Consider the following 17,069-nt stretch of genomic DNA (forward strand, 5'->3'; position numbering starts at 1 on the left):
AGCCACCCGGAGCGGGCACACAACAACGCCCCCACCGACGGCGTTGCGTGGTCTGTGGACGGGAAGCCCGTCCGGGTGTATACCGATGGGACCCGGGCAGCCGTGACCGCGGCCGGGTCGAGGGGCGGGATTCCCAGGAAGACGAAATGGCCAAGCGCATAGTAGTTTGCTGCGACGGAACGTGGGCAACCCCCGACCAGGCTGAAGACGGGCAGCCGTGCCCTACCAATGTCACAAAACTCGCCCTGGGGATCGCCTCTGCCGGCAAGGACAGGAACGGCACTGACATTGAGCAGAGGGTCTTCTATCATCGCGGGGTGGGCGCCGGACGCCACGACCGTCTCGGTGGAGGCGCTTTCGGCGCAGGCCTCTCCTACGACATCCTCGCCGCCTACCGCTTCATTATGGGGAACTTCCAGCCGGGGGACGAGTTGTTCCTGCTGGGCTTCAGCCGGGGAGCCTACACAGCCCGCAGTACCGCGGGATTGATCAGGAACGCGGGTATCCTGCGCCGGCGTTTCCGGGGAAGGCTGGGCGACGCCTACAGCCTCTACAGGGACCGGACTGCCACCACCAATCCGCGTTCCGTTGAAGCCACGCTCTTCCGCCGGTCCTTCTCCCACGAGGCCCGGATCCATTGCATCGCGGTCTGGGACACGGTGGGCGCGCTCGGCATCCCGCTCACCGGGGTACCTGTCGTCGACAGGTTCAACCGCAGATTTGCCTTCCACGACACTGCGCTGTCCATAAGCGTCGACAACGCATTCCAGGCCCTGGCAATAGACGAAAAACGTAAACCGTTCGCACCGGCACTCTGGCAGCCGCAGGCAGAAGCGGACGGCCAGAGACTGGAACAGGTATGGTTCACCGGAACCCACGGTGACGTGGGCGGCGGGAACCGGAGCACCCTGCTCTCCGACGTCGCCTTGGCATGGATCGTTGAACGCACCCGGAGCGCAGGGCTTGCCTTCCGCCCCGAGGCCTTCGGGGCTGCGACAGGTGAGCCCGTGGAGCCCTCCGACCCGTGGCCGCCGATCCAGGAATCCCGCGTTGGTTTATGGAGAATGCTTCCTGCCTACGTCAGGCCCATAGGTTCAACCGATCCCGCGCACGAACGGGTGGCAGATTCGGTGATGAGGCGGCAGGGTGCCGATCCAACCTACCGGCCACCCAACTTGGTCCGCTATTTAGGGGAAAGGCCTGGCAATCCACTGTTGTCCTGAGGAGCGGCCCGGCCACCCGCCGGGACCGGCCGGGGGCCTGCAAATTGTGGAGCTAAGGAGATTCGAACTCCTGACCTCTTCGATGCGAACGAAGCGCTCTACCAACTGAGCTATAGCCCCGGACGTATCCGCGCCCTCACGGGCTGCTGCCCGCCGGTGCGGAACCGGTGTCCCTAGGCTACAAATTTTCCCGGCCCAATGCCAATCGAACCGCGCGGTACGCCATGGAGGAACGCAAGGCGCTTCCTGGGTCCTATGCGCGCCGGCGCTGGAGGACGTCGTCGAGGTTGCTGAGGGCGCTTTGGGCCTTGGACAGCTGCTGTGCTTCCGCTGCGGCAGCCGCCTCCACCGCCGGCGTAGAAGTGGCGCCCTGCTTCAGTGACGGCTTGCCCACTGCCTTCGGCGCTTCCGGAAGCTCAAGCGGCTTCGGCTCCGGACGCTCCGCCTTCGGGGCTTCCACATAGACAGGCTTGGGGACCTCCACCGGCTCCCACGGGGTGCTTGCAGGGGCAGAAGGAGCGGGCGCTGCCACACTGGTGTCCCCTGCAGCTACAGCGACGGCGAGGGCTGCTTCACGAAGCTCCACGGCGGTCAGCGGCTTAACTTTGGGCGCACCTGCCTCGGCGTCGAAAAGCGGGCTGTCCGGCCGCGCGGGGGCCGCTGCGGGCTTCGAAGGCAGTACGACGGCGTCTTCCGGCCGGCGTGCCGGCGCACTCATGGCCGAACGGAAGGCAGCGTCCACCTTGGCCTTGCGGTCGCGGACGGCGAGCCAGCGCAGCAGTGCCACCGAGGCGACGGTCACCAGGGTGCAGCCGAGCGGCAGGGCCGGCGAACCGATGCCGAAGGGAAGCAGCACACCCGAGATAAAAGCGGTGACCAGGGACAGCAGTCCCGCGAGTGCCAGGGCGGTCCGGCCGTAGCGAATGCGGAACGGCGCCGCAGGTGGGGTGCTTGCAGTGCCGGCAATGGATGCGGCACTCTTCCTGGGTTCCATGGCTTTCTCCTGCTGGGCGGCGACGTTCAGGACCAGGCCGGCATGCGGATCCGGCCTGTCATCGGCGGGGGCGTCTGCCAGGAAGTCGACGGCGGGCTGGAACTGGTGCCGGCGGTTCCGGAGGACGTAAGGGGCAACCCATACAATCCAGAGCGCGACGGCAACCACAAGGATCACTGAGCTGCTAAGGGGGAAGTCCACACTCAAAACCGTATGAGCATCATGCCTGCTCAGGCCGCATTAGCTTCGGTGTGTCGTGCCCCCACTGGCAAACCGTTGGATTTATGACCGGCGCGACGCCAGCCACGGACCCAGGAGGCCGTCAGGGACCTCTTCGGAGGTCAGGGCGAAGGACCGGTGGTCCGCCCATTTGCCGTTGATGTGCAGGAAACGGGGGCGGTATCCCTCGTCCCGGAAACCCAGCTTTTCCACGACCCGCAGGCTGGGTCCGTTCTCGGGCCGGATGTTGATTTCCATCCGGTGCAGGCCAAGCGTCCGGAAGCAGTGGTCCGTTACCAGTGCCACCGATGTCGGGGCTATTCCCCGTCCCGCCCGGGATTGGTCCACCCAGTACCCCAAGGTGGCCATCATGGCCGAACCCCAGACGATTGACGACACGGTCAGCTGGCCTACGATGGCCGGGTTCCGCAGGCCCGGCTGCCACTCGGTGATGAGGAAAGGCAGCGCGGTAGCCTGTGCCGCCTGCACATTGAGGGAACGGACCATGTGCCGGTAGTCGGGAAGTCCGCCGGTTGGGTCCGGGTTGGAGGCCTCCCACGGCGCCAGCCACTCACTGTTCCGCGACCGTACTTCAGTCCACTCTTTTTTGTCGCGGTACCGGATGGGCCGCAGGACCAGGTCGCCGCACTCGAGGGTGGCCGGCCAGATGGGACCTGTAGGCACGGCGCTACCCGGAGAGGCCGGCGGTGAAGCCCGGCAGCCATTCCCGCAGCCCCGGTCCCAGGTCATCACTGTCGATGGCCAGCTGGACGCAGGCCTTGAGGTAGCTGAGCTTGTCGCCGGTGTCGTACCGGCGGCCACGGAACACCACGCCGTACACGCCGTGTCCCTCGCCGTCGCCTGTTGCAAGTTCCTGCAGGGCATCCGTCAGCTGGATTTCGCCGCCGCGGCCCGGTTCGGTGTGCTCGAGGACGTCAAACACAGCGGGGTGCAGGACGTAACGCCCGATCAGCGCCAGGTTGGATGGCGCTTCCTCCGGCGAGGGCTTCTCGACGAGCCGGTTGACGCGGACGTAATCTTCGCCGTCGATCTCCTGGACGTCGGCGCAGCCGTAGGCGCTGATCTGGGAGGGTTCGACCTCGATGAGCGCGACGACGGACCCGCCGGTTTTCGCCTGAACGTCAATCATGATGCTGAGGAGTTCGTCGCGGGCATCGATGAGATCGTCGCCCAGCAGGACTGCGAAGGCTTCGTCGCCCACGTGCTGCTTTGCCCGGAGCACGGCGTGCCCCAGGCCGTGGGGATCGCCCTGCCGGACGTAGTGGATGTCACCCAGCTGGCTTGCTGCCTGGATGGATGCAAGCTTTTCCGTATCGCCCTTGTCCTCAAGGGCGGATTCGAGGGACGGCACCCTATCAAAGTGGTCTTCGAGCGCACGTTTGTTGCGGCCGGTAATCATCAGGACGTCGTTGAGGCCCACGTGGACGGCCTCCTCCACCACATACTGGATGGCAGGCTTGTCCACAACGGGCAGCATTTCCTTGGGCATGGCCTTGGTGGCAGGCAGGAACCTGGTGCCCAGGCCCGCGGCGGGAATGACGGCTTTGCGGACTCTGGGTTTACTGGTGTTCACCGGACTAATCTAACGTCAGCGTCAAGTATTTCAGTAACCACCGGTACGGCAGGCCGGCACCGGGCCCAAGGCTGCGGTCCGTTGGGCGATGCAGGGAGGACAGCATGCTGCAAGAGACGAACGCCGTCAAGGACGGTATCCGGACGGCCCACCGGCGCCGGCGGGCGGGCCTGACGCCGGCGCAACTGGAGGCTGCCGGCCTGGCCCTGGCCACCCACGGGGAAGCCTGGGCTGGATCGGTGACGCAGGGCCGCCCCGGCATAGCCTGCGTATACCTTGGCGTGGGACAGGAACCGCCCACCCTGCCGCTGATCAACGCCCTGCATCACAGCGGCCACCAGGTGCTGCTTCCGGTGTGCGAGCCGGCACGGGAGTTGAGCTGGGTGTTCTGGACTCCGGATACCGGCTACGAACGCAGCAAATACGCGCCCATCCTGGAACCCGCCGGGCCCCGGCACGGGCCCGAAACTGCCGGTGATGCAGCCGTGCTTTTCATTCCCGCCACTGCGGTGGACCGTGCCGGCAACAGGATCGGCCAGGGCGGCGGGTACTACGACAAATTCCTGGGACACCTTGCAACGGCCGGGAAGGAAATACCGTTGGCCGCTGTTATCTACGACGATGAATTGCTGCCTGCGGGCCGGATTCCTGCGGAGGAGTTCGACCGGCCGGTCCCTGCGGTCCTTGCGCCGTCCGGGTACCAGCCACTCACGGGCGGCGCCTGACCCCGGGCCGTCCGGGGGCAATGATAGAATTAGCACTCAGGCCCTGCGACTGCTAATGGTTTACCAGCTGGCAGCACGGGACCTCTCGTTTGCCCATGAGGAGGAGCACCAGTGCCCACATATGCTTACGCCTGCAAGGATTGCGGCCACGCCTTCGACATCGTCCAGTCGTTCTCGGACAGCAGCCTGACGTCCTGCCCTGAATGCCAGGGAACGTTGCGCAAGAAGTTCAACAGCGTCGGCGTTGTCTTCAAGGGCTCGGGTTTCTACCGCACGGACTCCCGTGACTCCAAGGGCAGCTCCGTCTCGCCCGCGCCCGCCGCAGCTCCAGCCGCGCCCGCGGCCGCCCCCGCCGCTGCGGCACCGGCGGCCGCCGCAAGCTAATTTCGGCACAGCCTTTACGACGGCGGCCGGCGCCTTCCAGCGTCCGGCCGCTTTTGTCCACGCCGCTTTTGTCCACATAGCCGCATTCCCGGCTCCCTTGCGCCCTGGTCCGCAATTAGCGTGGGCGCATGCCCATTCTTTCCCGCCGTCGCCGCGCCGGCCTCCGATATCCAACCAGCGCCGCCGGCATAGGCCGCAGCCCCAGGAACCGTCCCCTGCCCGCCCGTGTGGCCGCTTGGTTGAGCCGCAACCGCCGGCTCAGCGCTGCGCTGCTGTTTTGTGCAGCTGCCGCCCTCGCCGTCCAGCAGCTCACTCCTGCCCCGCTCTCCACCGCCACCGCACTGGCCGCTGCCCGGGATCTTCCTGCCGGGACCACCGTGGCGGAAGCGGACGTGGTCCGCGTCCAGGTGCCGCCGGGCATGGTGGCCGAAGGCTTCCTCAAGGATGATGCCGCCGCCACCGGCAAGCAGCTCGCCGCGCCTCTGCGAAAGGGCCAGCTCCTCACCGATGCCCAGCTCGTGGGCCCAGGACTCCTGGCAGGTACACCGCCCGGTTCAGCCGCGGTCCCCCTGCGGATGGCGGACGCCTCATCCATCCAGCTGGTCTCCCCCGGCCAGTTGGTCAACGTCGTGCTCACATCAGCCAACGGGTTCGATCAACAGGGTCCGTCCGAGGTGCTGGCGTCCGCCGTCCCCGTACTGTGGACCTCCAACAAGGGCGGCCAGAGCGGACAATGGCTGGGCACCACGGAAACAGACGGACTCATCGTGGTGGCAGCCACCGCCGAACAATCATCGCGCCTGGCCGGAGCCTCCACCCAGGGCAGGCTGTTCTTCGTCCTGGTTGGCCCGCAGTGACCTTGTGGCGGTCAGCCCCAGTGCGGTGGCTTCTGTTCCTTCAGCCACGTGTCGTGGTCGTCTTCCCGGTCACCCCAGCTGCGGGCGTCATCCTCGGCGGCCTTGCTCGGAAGGATCTCCCCGGTGCCGCCCTTAGCCGTCCGGGACGCCGGGGCAGGTGTGGCCGGGCCGCCAGGCGCGTCCCCGTCCATTCCTGTTTCCGTCTGCCCGGTTCCGTTCTCGTCCTGGCGCATGTCTTCCTCGCGGCCGTCTTCCTCAGGCCTGCCGTCTGCAGGCTTCTCTTCCTCAGTCATGTAATCCGTCTCCCGGTTTCCAGCGTCACCGTTCCGGCCTTCGCCCGATTGCGCGTGCAGGTAGGAAACACCGGCGGACGGCGCGGCGCCAATTCCATTGAGCGCCTGGTCAACGTCGTCGTCAAGGAAGCCGGCGGAGTGGCTGGCCCTGCCCGGCAGCACTATCTTTTCCAGGCCCAGGTAGCCGGCAATGCGGTCTGCGCAGGAGGAGGGGTCCGTGAACACCTCAATAGTCCACAGCGGCATGTACCGCCAGCCCAGGCGTTCCAGCAGCTGCGGGCGCAGCCTGCTGCGTTCACGGACGCTCATGGTGCGGTACTGCGCAGTGCCGTCGGACTCGATGGCCACCGGCCGCGGGATGTCGGAGTCATCCTGCCCCATGGTATTCAGGGGGTCGGCAGCTGCAACCACGTCGATGGCACCGTCGTATTGGTGCCACACCCTGGCGCCGCGGGCACGCAGCCGGTCGCCCAGGTCCGCCACCAAGGGGTCCGCGCCGAGTGCCTGTTCGCTGGCGGCGGCACGGGACGCGGGGGTGCCAAGGTCCGTGTTCCCGGAAATTTCCCGGTCAAGCAGAGCGTAGAGGTCCACTGCCCCGTGGGTGAGCCGGGTGTGGTCCAGGTCCTCGGGCCGGAAGCAGGTGAGCACGTGCAGGGAACGGCGTGCCCGGGTCATGGCCAGGGCGAACTTTTCCCGGCCGCCTTCCGCGGAGAGCGGCCCGAAGTTGTGGAGCGCACGGCCGTGTGGAGTCCGCCCGAACCCAGGCGAGAAAATGACATGGTCGCGGACCAGGCCCTGCGCGCGTTCCAGGTCCACCACGCGGAAGGACTCCGGGCCGGCGCCGAAAAATCCGGCCAGGCCCGGCTGGTTGGACAGCTGGAGCCTGATCGACTCGCCGATCCTGGCGGCGTGCCGCAGGCTGGCGGTGACCACCGCGAGGGAGGTCCGCGGACGCAGGCGGGCGTGTTCGAAGACCAGTTCCACCACCCGGTTGACCTCGGCGACCACGGACTCAACGCCCTCGTGATCGGCGCTGGGAAGGCCGGTGCCGTCCGGCAGGTATTCAACCAGCAGGGACCGGTCCAGGCCCGTGGCCGACTGGCCTTCCGGAAGCCGGCGCAGGCCACCGTCGTAGAAATTCTTGCTGAGCTGCAGGACCAGGTCCTCATCCACCGCGCGGTACACCACGTTAAGCCGCCAGACCGGCAGTACCGCGGAGAGGGCGGTGAAGGCACTCTCGACGCGGTGGTGGGCCGACTCCCCCGGCGCAAGCCGCTCCACACCCACGGTGAACGTCCGCGGCGTGGCGATGCGCGGGTCACCGAAGGCGATCACCTGGCGTGCCCGGGCAATCGACGGCAGGACGGCCTGCAGGGAGGTGGCCTCCGCGTCGAGGATGACGACGGCGTCAAAGTGCTGTTCGGCCGGAAGCAGGCCCGTCATCAGGTACGGGCTGACCGACCAGACCGGGACAAGTGTGCCGATCAGCTCGGGTGCCTGCGCGGTCAGGGAGGGCAGGGAGACCCGGCCGTCTTTGAGCAGGCTGCGCAGGAGGTCTGCCTGGCGCGGCTGGGCAGTGATGGCCGTGCGCCACCGCTCCGCGAGGTCCCACCGCAGCCGGGCGGCACCGCTGGCGACGTGGGCATTGTCCGCCAGCCGGTACTCCGCTTCCAGTTGGCGCAGGGCGTCGCCGTCGGACATTGCCAGGTAGTCATCGCCGCTGATCATGGCTTCGAGCGCGGACTGCCACCAGGCAAGCTCCAGCTCCGCGGTAACTGATCCTTCCGGCACTTCCCGTTCGGCGAGGTCGGCCAGGAGCTCGCCCAGGCCGTGTTCGCGCATGTTTTCGATCAGGAGGGTGCGTTCAGGCAGGGTTTTGAGCGTGTCGGTGTCCGCCACCAGGCGTTCCAGCCGGTCCATCAGCTGCGCGTAGGGAACGGTGGACAGGGCCCCGCCATCCTCCGTGTGCCGCAGCGCCTCGCCCAACTGTGCCAGCTCCTGGTCCAGGGACCGGTACATTTCGTTCATTTCGGCCAGGCCGGACGGAACGGCGGGATGGCGCTGCGTAGTGGCGTAATCCGCCCAGAGGGCACGCTGTTCCTGGACCAGCACCAGGGACGAGTGCAGGTCAGCGATGTGGACACCCGGCCGCACGTATTCCTTGGCCACCCGGCGCAGCCTGGAGCGCTGCATGGCCGTCAGCTCGATGCCGCGTTCCCGCCGCCAGGCGGAGGGTGCCGTGGCGGAGATCAGGTCAGTGACGGGCCGGTCAAAGATGTCGGGGGTGAACTTGTCCAGGCTGCCGCGGACGGCAACCAGCAGCTCCAGTTGCTCGCCCCACTCCGCGAAGGATTCGCCCAGGCGGATTTCGGCATGCTCCGCGACGGCGTCCATGCGGTTGCACAGGACGGGAAGGCTCTTGGCCACGGAACGGACCAGGTCCTGGGCTTCCTCGGTTTCCTTGCGGGTCAGCAGCCTGGCACCGTGCCACGGGCTGGTGGTGGCAGCCTTGCTGAAGCTGCCCAGCTCGGCGGCGCGCCGGAGCCTGCCGGCCAGCTCCTCACGGTCCCGGATGCTGTCCAGGACGCTGCGCTTGAGCCGGACGGTGGTGGCCGGGGCGGGGTGGATGGACGTGAGCTCGGCGAGTGACTGCATGGCCTGGTACGGCGAGCAGCCCCAACGCTCGCGGACATTGTGGAGCGATGCCACGTGGTCCATCAGGGCGTGCCGGTGCTCCGTCAGGGTGGTGTGCAGGTTCCCCAGCTGCGGTTCCAAGGACTTCTCATTGCGGACGATTGCCCGGACCAGCTGCCCCTTCAGCTGTTGGGCTGTGACGTTCCCGGTCAGCTGGAACAGGATGGACTCCAGCCCCAACGTCTCCAGGTGTCCCGAAACCTCGTTAAGGCTGGCGCGGCGATCGCCCACCACCAGCACTGTCTTGCCGGCATCCACCAGGGCGCCGATGGTGTTGATGGCGGTCTGGGTCTGGCCGGTGCCCGGCGGGGCGCTGACCACCAGGGAGTCCCCGGCCCGGGCAGCATCCACCACGTACTGCTGGTCCGTGTCAGCATCCAGCAGCAGCAACTCGTCCTTGGGGTGCCTGTCATCCAGGTGCGGGAAGCGGGACGGGTCCGGCTCCTGGACATCCACCACTTCGCCTCCCGCGGCGGTGGCCAGCGAGGAGACGATGGGGTGGGAATCGTTGATCCAGGGGTCGTCGAGGTTGCCGGAGAGGTCTGCAAACGTGGAGACCAGCAGGTTGTGCTGGGTTTCAGCGCCGTGGATGGGCCGGATCAGGGTGGCCAGCCGGTCCAGTACGGGCTGGGGGTCGAACCGCGCGGTGCTGTAGGCCAGACGTGTCACGGCGTTGACGTCGAACACGATCCCGTGGATGTTCTTCAGGTGCCGCACCAGGGCGGGGTTGATCTGCGCCTGTTCGGTGAGCTGCAGTTCGAAGTCATCCTCCCCCGGCCGCACCGTGAGGGAGATGGCGGTCAGCATGACCGGAGCGGATACGCGCTGGGGTTTGCCTCCAACGGCGGAGGTCCACACCACGGTGCCGGCGGACAGGTATCCCGCGTCGATGCCGCGGTCGTTGGCGAGTTCGAAGATCTTGGACCGGATGTTGCGCGACGCCCTGGCGGCCACCACATACTGCTGCCGGTCACGGATCAGGGTGGACAGGCGTGTGCGGCGCCCTGCCATGAGCTGGGCCAGTCCCGAAGGGTGTGCCGACGTCAGGTCGATGGAACCTTCCGGCGTCTTGGTGAAGCGCAGCATCGTGTCCGCGCCGGTGACGGGTTTGAGCCCTGACAGCCATTTACGAAGCTCTTCCGAGCCTTCCGGGTGGCCTTGACCAACTGACACTTCTGCCTTCTTTTCTGCGTTTGCACGTGACGCCCTGGACCATACCGGCATAGATTCGAGAGTAGCCGCTTCAGTGCCGGACTTGAGAGACCGCAACACTGGGGCACGGGAAATTGCGGCGGAATTCGCTGGGAAAAAGCAATGGCCGGCCCCCGCTGACGGAGGCCGGCCACTAGGATGCTATTCCCACTCGATGGTTCCCGGCGGCTTGCTGGTGACGTCCAGCACGACGCGGTTGACGCCGTCCACCTCGTTGGTGATCCGGCTTGAGATGCGTGCCAGCAGGGCGTACGGCAGGCGCGACCAGTCGGCGGTCATGGCGTCCTCGGAGGACACCGGACGGAGCACGATGGGGTGGCCGTAGGTGCGGCCGTCGCCCATTACGCCGACGCTGCGGACGTCCGCGAGCAGGACCACGGGCATCTGCCATACTTCGTTGTCCAGTCCGGCTGCGGTCAGCTCGGCACGCGCGATGGCGTCCGCCTTGCGCAGCAGGTCCAGCCGCTCCTTGGTGACCTCGCCAACGATCCGGATGCCGAGGCCGGGGCCGGGGAACGGCTGGCGGCCAACGATTTCCTGCGGCAGGCCCAGCTGGGCGCCCACGGCCCGGACCTCGTCCTTGAACAGGGCGCGGAGCGGCTCAACGAGCTCGAACTGCAGGTCCTCGGGGAGGCCGCCCACGTTGTGGTGGCTCTTGATGTTGGCTGCACCTTCGCCGCCGCCGGATTCGACGACGTCCGGGTACAGGGTGCCCTGGACCAGGAACTTGATCTTCTCGCCGTGGGCTGCGGCCTCGGCGATGATGGCCAGTTCGGCTTCTTCGAAGGCGCGGATGAACTCCCGGCCGATGATCTTGCGCTTGGTTTCGGGATCGCTGACGCCGGCCAGGGCCGAGAGGAAACGTTCCTGTTCGTTGGCCACGTACAGCTTCACACCGGTGGCGGCCACGAAGTCGCGTTCAACCTGCTCCGCTTCGCCTTCACGCAGCAGTCCGTGGTCCACGAACACGCAGGTGAGCTGATCGCCCACGGCGCGCTGGACCAGGGCTGCCGCCACGGCGGAATCGACGCCGCCGGAGAGGCCGCAGATGACGCGGGCGTCCCCTACCTGCTGGCGGATGCGCTCCACCTGTTCTTCGAGGATGTTGCCGGTGGTCCAGTTGGGCTCCAGCTTGGCGCCCTTGAACAGGAAGTTCTCCAGCACCTGCTGCCCATACGCGGAGTGCTTGACCTCAGGGTGCCACTGCACGCCGAAGAGGCCCTTCTCCTCGTTGGCGAAGGCTGCTACCTCAGCGCCTGCCGTGGTGGCCAGGACATCGAAGCCTGCAGGGGCTTCGTGCACGGAGTCGCCGTGGCTCATCCAGGTCTTCTGGTGCTGGGGCATGCCTTCAAGCACAGAGCGGCCGTCGCCCAGGATGGTGGTCTCCGTGGATCCGTACTCCCGCAGCCCGGTCTTGTCCACCGTGCCGCCCAGGGCGTTGGCCATGGCCTGGAACCCGTAGCAGATACCAAAGACGGGGACGCCGGCTTCGAAGAGGTCGGCACCCACGCTGGGGGCGCCGTCGGCATAGACGCTGGAGGGTCCGCCGGACAGGATGATGGCGGCGGGGTTCTTGGCCAGAAGCTGCTCGGTGGAGTAGGTATGCGGAACCACTTCCGAATACACATTCGCTTCCCTGACGCGGCGGGCAATCAGCTGCGCGTACTGGGCACCGTAATCAACAACCAGCACCGGCTTCTGGGAAGTCTGGGATGCAGTGGGAGTAGTCACCGTCATAGCCTACTTTGCGCCCTTGCACCGGCGCACCTTGAGAAGCCGCGCTGTGACGGAGCAGACGTCCGACGGCGGGTGGCCGGCCCCAGGGCCAAGCTCCCGTGTCAGGCCCGGTTCAGTAGCGCTGCGGAGCCTGCGGGTTGGCGGCCAGCTCGGCCTCCACCTCTGCGTGGAACTTCTTCTCCACGATGAAGGACAGGAACGGCACCACGCCGCCGAGTGCCAGCAGGACCAGTTTCAGGAACGGCCAGCGCATCAGGGACCACAAGCGGAAGTTGGAGATCAGGTACACCACGTACATCCAGCCGTGCACGATCAGCACGGTGACGGAGACGTTCATGCCGTTGAGCACGCCCGGCGGTTCGGCGTCGGCGAATCCGAAGCCGAACGGCTGGCCGGTGAGCGCGCTGGTGCCGCCGGCGAACAGATACTGACCAAAGCCGTACCGGGCCACCAGTTCCGCACACAGCAGGAGCAGCATGGTGCCGGTGAGGTAGGCCATGACCTTGTAGAACTTCAGGGCGGACCGGATCTGGGCCTCGGTACCGCCGAAACGGCGCTTCTTTCCGGATGTCTTCCCGGATGCCTGCGACGAGGGGGTGGCCGGTTTCGGATCAATCATGGCTGTACCTTCTGCTGGTGCTGGTCAGGCTGCTGGTGCTGGTCAGGCTGCTGCTGTGGAAGCTGGTGCGGTTTGTGCTGCCCGTCATTGGCGGCATCCTGGGCATCGTCGAGGGCCTCCTCAAGGTCCCGGTGGTAGTCGTCCTTGACCAGGCGCCACCAGATGAAGAGGGCGAACCCGGCGAAGACAACCCACTCGATGGAGTAGAAGAGGTTGAGCCAGTTGATGTGCTGCGCCGGCGGCTGCGGGCCGATGTCCAGCGGGAGGAGCTTCCCTGGTACTGCAGCAGCACTGACGTCCTGGCCGCCCACCACCTCTGCGGTGGCCGACACGAAACCGGGGTAGCTGCTGACCTCCCAGTAGTTGATGAGCTCCGCCACGGAAACGGCCGAGGCCTCCCCCGGTTTCGGAGCTTTCCCCGCCACCGGCGCTTCGGACGGCAGCAGCCGCCCGGTCAGTTCAACAACGCCCGACGGCGGTGCTGCCGCGTCCCCGGGCTCCGCAACCCACCCGCGTGCAACCGGGATCCACGTTTGTGGCGAGGCGCCTGCACCAGTGAGGGCGGGGGCACCGTTGACGGCAAAGGCCGAAACAACCCAGTAGCCGCTCTTTCCGTCATGGAGCCGCCCCGGAACCAGGACCTGCTTGTCGGGACTGTAGGTGCCTTGGGCGGTGATCATCTGGTCAGCCACGCTGCCGTGGAAGAATTCGCCCGGCTGCAGCGTGCCGGTGAGCGGCCGGACCTGTTCCGTGGCCGGATTGACCGGCACCTCGGGCTGGGTGGAGCGGCCGAACTGCCACTGGCTCAGCAGCACGAAGACCCCGGAGAGAGCGATCGCGAAAATAAAGCCTGCGATCCATCGGGGCTTAAGGGCTGTTTTCCACACGTCTTAACCGTACTTCGTACTTCTGTAGAACAACTAAACGCCAAGGGCGTCCGGGCCCGGACGCGGGACCGGGAATGTGCCTAGTGGTCGAAGAACACCAGGCTGGAGTTAATCAGCTCGGCAATGACTTCGGCGTCATAGGCACGCCGCAGCGATTCCCGGAATGACTCCTTGGAGAGGGACCGGGCCAGGGTGGCCAGCACCTCCAGGTGGTCGGAGAAAGAACTGGCCGGGGTGGCAATCAGCAGGATGACCGTGGCAGGGCCGTCGGTGGCTCCGAAGTCCAGCGCGTGGCCGTACTTGGTGATCCCCACGGCGATGGATGTTTGGGAGACGAATTCGCTGCGGGCGTGCGGCAACCCAATGCCGCCCGGAAGCCCGGTGGCCAGCTGGTGCTCCCGGGCATTGACGTTCTTGAGGAACCCGTCCAGATCCGAGATCCGCCCGGCGGCATGGAGCCGCTCTGCCAGTTGGTTGGTGGCGTCAGTCTTGTCCTTCGCCTCCATTTCCAGGATCACCATGTCGGCGGTGGTCAGGTGGGCGTCATACGGGTCCAGTGGTTCCGCCAAGGCGTATCCCTTCGGTCAGCAGTGGGGCAAACGGCCCCTCAACGCAAGGGCACGATATCTTCCGCGCCCAGGCGGGCAGCGTCTGCGGATTCGTCGTCCGGCTGTTGCTGGCTAAGGCGTTCGGCCTCCACGCGCGCTAGGTAGTGGCGGACTTCATTTTCACGCTGCGTGTCACTCCAGCCAAGGACGTCACCCATCAGTTTAGCGACAACGGGGGCGGCAGACACTCCACGGTCCCACGCCTCGATGGAGATCCTCGTGCGACGGGTCAGGACGTCCTGCACATGGCGGGCGCCTTCATGGCTTGCGGCGTAGACCGCCTCGGCCTGGAGGTAGTCATCAGCACCAGGCAGTGGCTCCGCCAGCTCCGGGTTCTGCTCAATAATGGCCAGCACCTCGGGCGTCATGGATCCGTACCGGTTGAGCAGGTGCTCGATCCGTGCCACGTGGACACCGGATTCCTCTGCGGTGCGGTTCCGGCGGTTCCAGGCGGCCCGGAAGCCGCTGGCACCCAGGAGCGGGATGGTCTCGGTGCAGCTGGGCGGGACCCGTTCGTCCATGGTGCGGGTGGCCTCGTCGACGGCATCCTTGGCCATGACCCGGTAGGTGGTCCACTTTCCACCGGCCACCACCACCAGGCCGGGAACAGGGTGCGCCACCACGTGCTCGCGGGACAGCTTGGCGGTGGAGTCGTTTTCGCCGGCCAGCAGCGGCCGCAGGCCGGCATAGACCCCTTCGACGTCCTCCCTGGTGAGAGGCCGTTTGAGCACCTTGTTGACGTGCTCCAGGACGTAGTCGATGTCCTTGCTGGACGCGGCCGGGTGGGCCTTGTCCAGGTGCCAGTCAGTGTCAGTGGTGCCGATGATCCAGTGCCGTCCCCACGGAATAACGAACAGTACCGATTTCTCGGTGCGCAGGATCAGTCCCACTGTGGACTGGAAGCGGTCGCGGGGAACCACCAGGTGGATGCCCTTGGAGGCGCGGACCTTCAACTGGCCGCGGTCGGTCACCATCGCCTGGGTTTCGTCGGTCCAGACACCCGTGGCGTTGATGACCTGCTTGGCGCGGATGCTGAACTGTGTCCCGTCCTCACGGTTTTCCACCTTCGCCCCGACAACGCGTTCGCCTTCGCGGAGGAAGTCCACCACCTTCATCTGGTTCACGGCATGGGCGCCGTAGTAGGCAGCCGTGCGGACCAGGTTGGCGCAGTATTTGGCGTCATCCACCTGGCCGTCGTAATACCGGATGGACCCTATGAAGGCATCGTCTTTCAGGCTGGGGGCGGCCCGGAGGGTTCCCCGGCGGCTCAGGTGCTTGTGGAACGGCACACCCCGGCTGTGGCCGGCCGAAACCGACATCGCGTCATAGAGGGCGATGCCGGCCCCAACGTAGGGACGCTCAATAAAGGGTTTGGTCAACGGATACAGGAACGGCACCGGCCGGGCCAGGTGGGGTGCAATCTCGGAGAGCAGCAGCCCGCGTTCCTGCAGGGCCTCCTTAACCAGGGCGAAGTCCAGCATTTCCAGGTAGCGCAAACCACCGTGGATAAGTTTGGAAGACCGCGAGGACGTGCCTGCCGCCCAATCACTTGCCTCGACGATGCCAACGCTCAACCCGCGGGTCACAGCGTCAAGCGCCGCGCCCGTGCCAACGATGCCGCCCCCGACGATCAGGATGTCCAGTTCCTTGCCGGGCTCCGTGGTGGCGCGCAGCCGCTGGATGGATGCTTCCCTGGCTTCCGGGCCAAGAACCCCGCCGTTTGCAGGAACACTCTTCATTGAACGCCTCCAGTGCCTCTAGTGCCGGTAGTAAACCCACACTACTTGCTGGTGGCATGCTTTGGGCAGGGCGGGAGGGCGCCTGCCCTGCCGCCCTGCCCCAGCGTGTCAGTTCCCTGCATACGGCGACACGACGACGTCAACCCGCTGGAATTCCTTCAGGTCCGAATAGCCGGTGGTCGCCATGGAGCGCCGCAGGGCGCCAATGAGGTTGGACGTGCCGTTGGTGTGGTGGCCAGGTCCGAAAAGGACCTCCTCCAGTGGGCCCACAGTGCCCACGTTGGCGCGATCGCCGCGCGGCAGCTCCAGGTGGTGTGCCTCCTGGCCCCAGTGCCAGCCCTTGCCCGGCGCTTCCTCTGCCCTGGCCAGGGCACTGCCCAGCATGACGGCGTCGGCGCCCATGGCGATCGCCTTGACGATGTCACCGGAGGTGCCCATGCCGCCGTCGGCAATAACGTGCACGTAGCGGCCGCCGGACTCGTCCATGTAGTCGCGGCGGGCGGCGGTGACGTCGGAGATGGCCGAGGCCATGGGCGAGTGGATGCCCAGCGCGCGGCGCGTGGTGGTGGTTGCGCCGCCGCCGAAGCCGACCAGCACGCCTGCCGCGCCGGTGCGCATGAGGTGCAGTGCCGGGGTGTAGCCCGCCGCGCCGCCGACGATGACGGGGACGTCGAGTTCGTAGATGAACTGCTTGAGGTTCAGCGGCTCATGGTCTTTGGAGACGTGCTCGGCGGACACGGTGGTTCCGCGGATGACAAAGATGTCGACGCCGGCCGCGAGGACCGTCTTGTAGTGCTCCTGGGTGCGCTGCGGGGTCAGGGACCCGGCAACGGTGACGCCGGCCTCGCGGATTTCGGCCAAGCGGGACGTGATGAGCTCGGGCTGGATGGGTGCCTGGTACAGCTCCTGCATGCGCCCGGTTACTGCGGGGCTGTTGGTCTCGTCCTGCAGCGCCGCAATCTCATCAAGGACAGCCTGCGGATCCTCATACCGGGTCCAGAGACCTTCGAGGTCCAGCACACCCAGGCCGCCCAGCTTACCCAGCGCGATGGCCGTCTGCGGGGACATGGCTGAGTCCATCGGGGCTGCGATCACCGGCATGTCGAACTGGTAAGCGTCGATCTGCCAGGAGACGGAGACATCCTTTGGGTCACGGGTACGACGGTTGGGGACGATTGCTATGTCATCCAGGGAGTAGGCACGACGCCCACGCTTGCCACGGCCGATCTCGATCTCATAAGTCACTGCTCTAGGTTATCCCAGTGACTGCACTGTCCTTCGCTA

At 66.5% G+C, this 17,069-nt stretch carries 14 protein-coding genes and 1 tRNA gene; 4 read left to right on the plus strand and 11 right to left on the minus strand.

Annotation, left to right across the window (positions count from 1 at the left end; translation table 11 throughout):
• The first annotated feature begins 146 nt into the window (after nt 1-146).
• Nucleotides 147-1,223 (plus strand): T6SS phospholipase effector Tle1-like catalytic domain-containing protein, encoded by a 1,077-nt coding sequence (locus tag ACR65J_RS03540; protein ID WP_440166142.1) that lies wholly within the window; start codon nt 147-149, stop codon nt 1,221-1,223.
• Between the two features lie 47 nt (nt 1,224-1,270).
• Here ACR65J_RS03540 and ACR65J_RS03545 read toward each other — a convergent pair.
• The 4 genes from ACR65J_RS03545 to galU all read right to left on the minus strand — a co-directional run bounded on the left by ACR65J_RS03545 (nt 1,271) and on the right by galU (nt 4,030).
• Nucleotides 1,271-1,343, minus strand: a tRNA-Ala gene (locus ACR65J_RS03545).
• A 133-nt stretch (nt 1,344-1,476) separates the two neighbouring features.
• Nucleotides 1,477-2,394 (minus strand): hypothetical protein, encoded by a 918-nt coding sequence (locus ACR65J_RS03550; protein ID WP_440166652.1) that lies wholly within the window; start codon nt 2,392-2,394, stop codon nt 1,477-1,479.
• A gap of 105 nt (nt 2,395-2,499) precedes the next feature.
• Nucleotides 2,500-3,120: a GNAT family N-acetyltransferase gene (locus ACR65J_RS03555; RefSeq protein ID WP_440166143.1), complete on the minus strand. Its 621-nt coding sequence runs from the start codon at nt 3,118-3,120 to the stop codon at nt 2,500-2,502.
• A gap of 4 nt (nt 3,121-3,124) precedes the next feature.
• Nucleotides 3,125-4,030 (minus strand): UTP--glucose-1-phosphate uridylyltransferase GalU, encoded by a 906-nt coding sequence (galU, locus tag ACR65J_RS03560; protein WP_440166145.1) that lies wholly within the window; start codon nt 4,028-4,030, stop codon nt 3,125-3,127.
• Nucleotides 4,031-4,134: 104 nt separating this feature from the next.
• On the opposite strand from galU, the gene ACR65J_RS03565 reads away from it, so the two are divergent.
• The 3 genes from ACR65J_RS03565 (at nt 4,135) to ACR65J_RS03575 (ending at nt 5,996) form a co-directional block, all read left to right on the plus strand.
• Nucleotides 4,135-4,755 (plus strand): 5-formyltetrahydrofolate cyclo-ligase, encoded by a 621-nt coding sequence (locus ACR65J_RS03565; RefSeq protein ID WP_440166147.1) that lies wholly within the window; start codon nt 4,135-4,137, stop codon nt 4,753-4,755.
• 111 nt (nt 4,756-4,866) lie between these two features.
• Nucleotides 4,867-5,139 (plus strand): FmdB family zinc ribbon protein, encoded by a 273-nt coding sequence (locus ACR65J_RS03570; protein WP_387557323.1) that lies wholly within the window; start codon nt 4,867-4,869, stop codon nt 5,137-5,139.
• A 128-nt stretch (nt 5,140-5,267) separates the two neighbouring features.
• Nucleotides 5,268-5,996 (plus strand): RcpC/CpaB family pilus assembly protein, encoded by a 729-nt coding sequence (locus ACR65J_RS03575; RefSeq protein WP_440166149.1) that lies wholly within the window; start codon nt 5,268-5,270, stop codon nt 5,994-5,996.
• Nucleotides 5,997-6,007: 11 nt separating this feature from the next.
• Here the strand turns inward: ACR65J_RS03575 and ACR65J_RS03580 are convergent, their stop codons facing one another.
• The 7 genes from ACR65J_RS03580 to ACR65J_RS03610 all read right to left on the minus strand — a co-directional run bounded on the left by ACR65J_RS03580 (nt 6,008) and on the right by ACR65J_RS03610 (nt 17,030).
• Nucleotides 6,008-10,207, minus strand: coding sequence for an AAA family ATPase (locus tag ACR65J_RS03580; protein WP_440166151.1), 4,200 nt, complete (start codon nt 10,205-10,207; stop codon nt 6,008-6,010).
• 129 nt (nt 10,208-10,336) lie between these two features.
• Nucleotides 10,337-11,932 carry a glutamine-hydrolyzing GMP synthase gene (guaA, locus tag ACR65J_RS03585; RefSeq protein ID WP_440166152.1) on the minus strand — a complete coding sequence of 532 codons (1,596 nt, stop codon included), beginning with the start codon at nt 11,930-11,932 and terminating at the stop codon, nt 10,337-10,339.
• 112 nt (nt 11,933-12,044) lie between these two features.
• On the minus strand, nt 12,045-12,551 hold the full coding sequence (locus ACR65J_RS03590) for a DUF3817 domain-containing protein (protein WP_440166154.1): 507 nt from the start codon (nt 12,549-12,551) through the stop codon (nt 12,045-12,047).
• Nucleotides 12,548-13,438 carry an SURF1 family protein gene (locus ACR65J_RS03595; RefSeq protein WP_440166157.1) on the minus strand — a complete coding sequence of 297 codons (891 nt, stop codon included), beginning with the start codon at nt 13,436-13,438 and terminating at the stop codon, nt 12,548-12,550. The genes ACR65J_RS03590 and ACR65J_RS03595 overlap by 4 nt, the downstream gene beginning before the upstream one ends.
• A gap of 80 nt (nt 13,439-13,518) precedes the next feature.
• Nucleotides 13,519-14,007 (minus strand): PTS sugar transporter subunit IIA, encoded by a 489-nt coding sequence (locus ACR65J_RS03600; RefSeq protein WP_440166159.1) that lies wholly within the window; start codon nt 14,005-14,007, stop codon nt 13,519-13,521.
• A 38-nt stretch (nt 14,008-14,045) separates the two neighbouring features.
• On the minus strand, nt 14,046-15,785 hold the full coding sequence (locus tag ACR65J_RS03605; protein WP_440166161.1) for a glycerol-3-phosphate dehydrogenase/oxidase: 1,740 nt from the start codon (nt 15,783-15,785) through the stop codon (nt 14,046-14,048).
• A gap of 108 nt (nt 15,786-15,893) precedes the next feature.
• A complete protein-coding gene (locus ACR65J_RS03610) occupies nt 15,894-17,030 on the minus strand; it encodes a GuaB3 family IMP dehydrogenase-related protein (protein WP_440166164.1) in 1,137 nt (378 codons plus the stop codon).
• Nucleotides 17,031-17,069: the final 39 nt, after the last annotated feature.

The sequence above is a fragment of the Arthrobacter sp. SAFR-044 genome, from assembly GCF_059414985.1.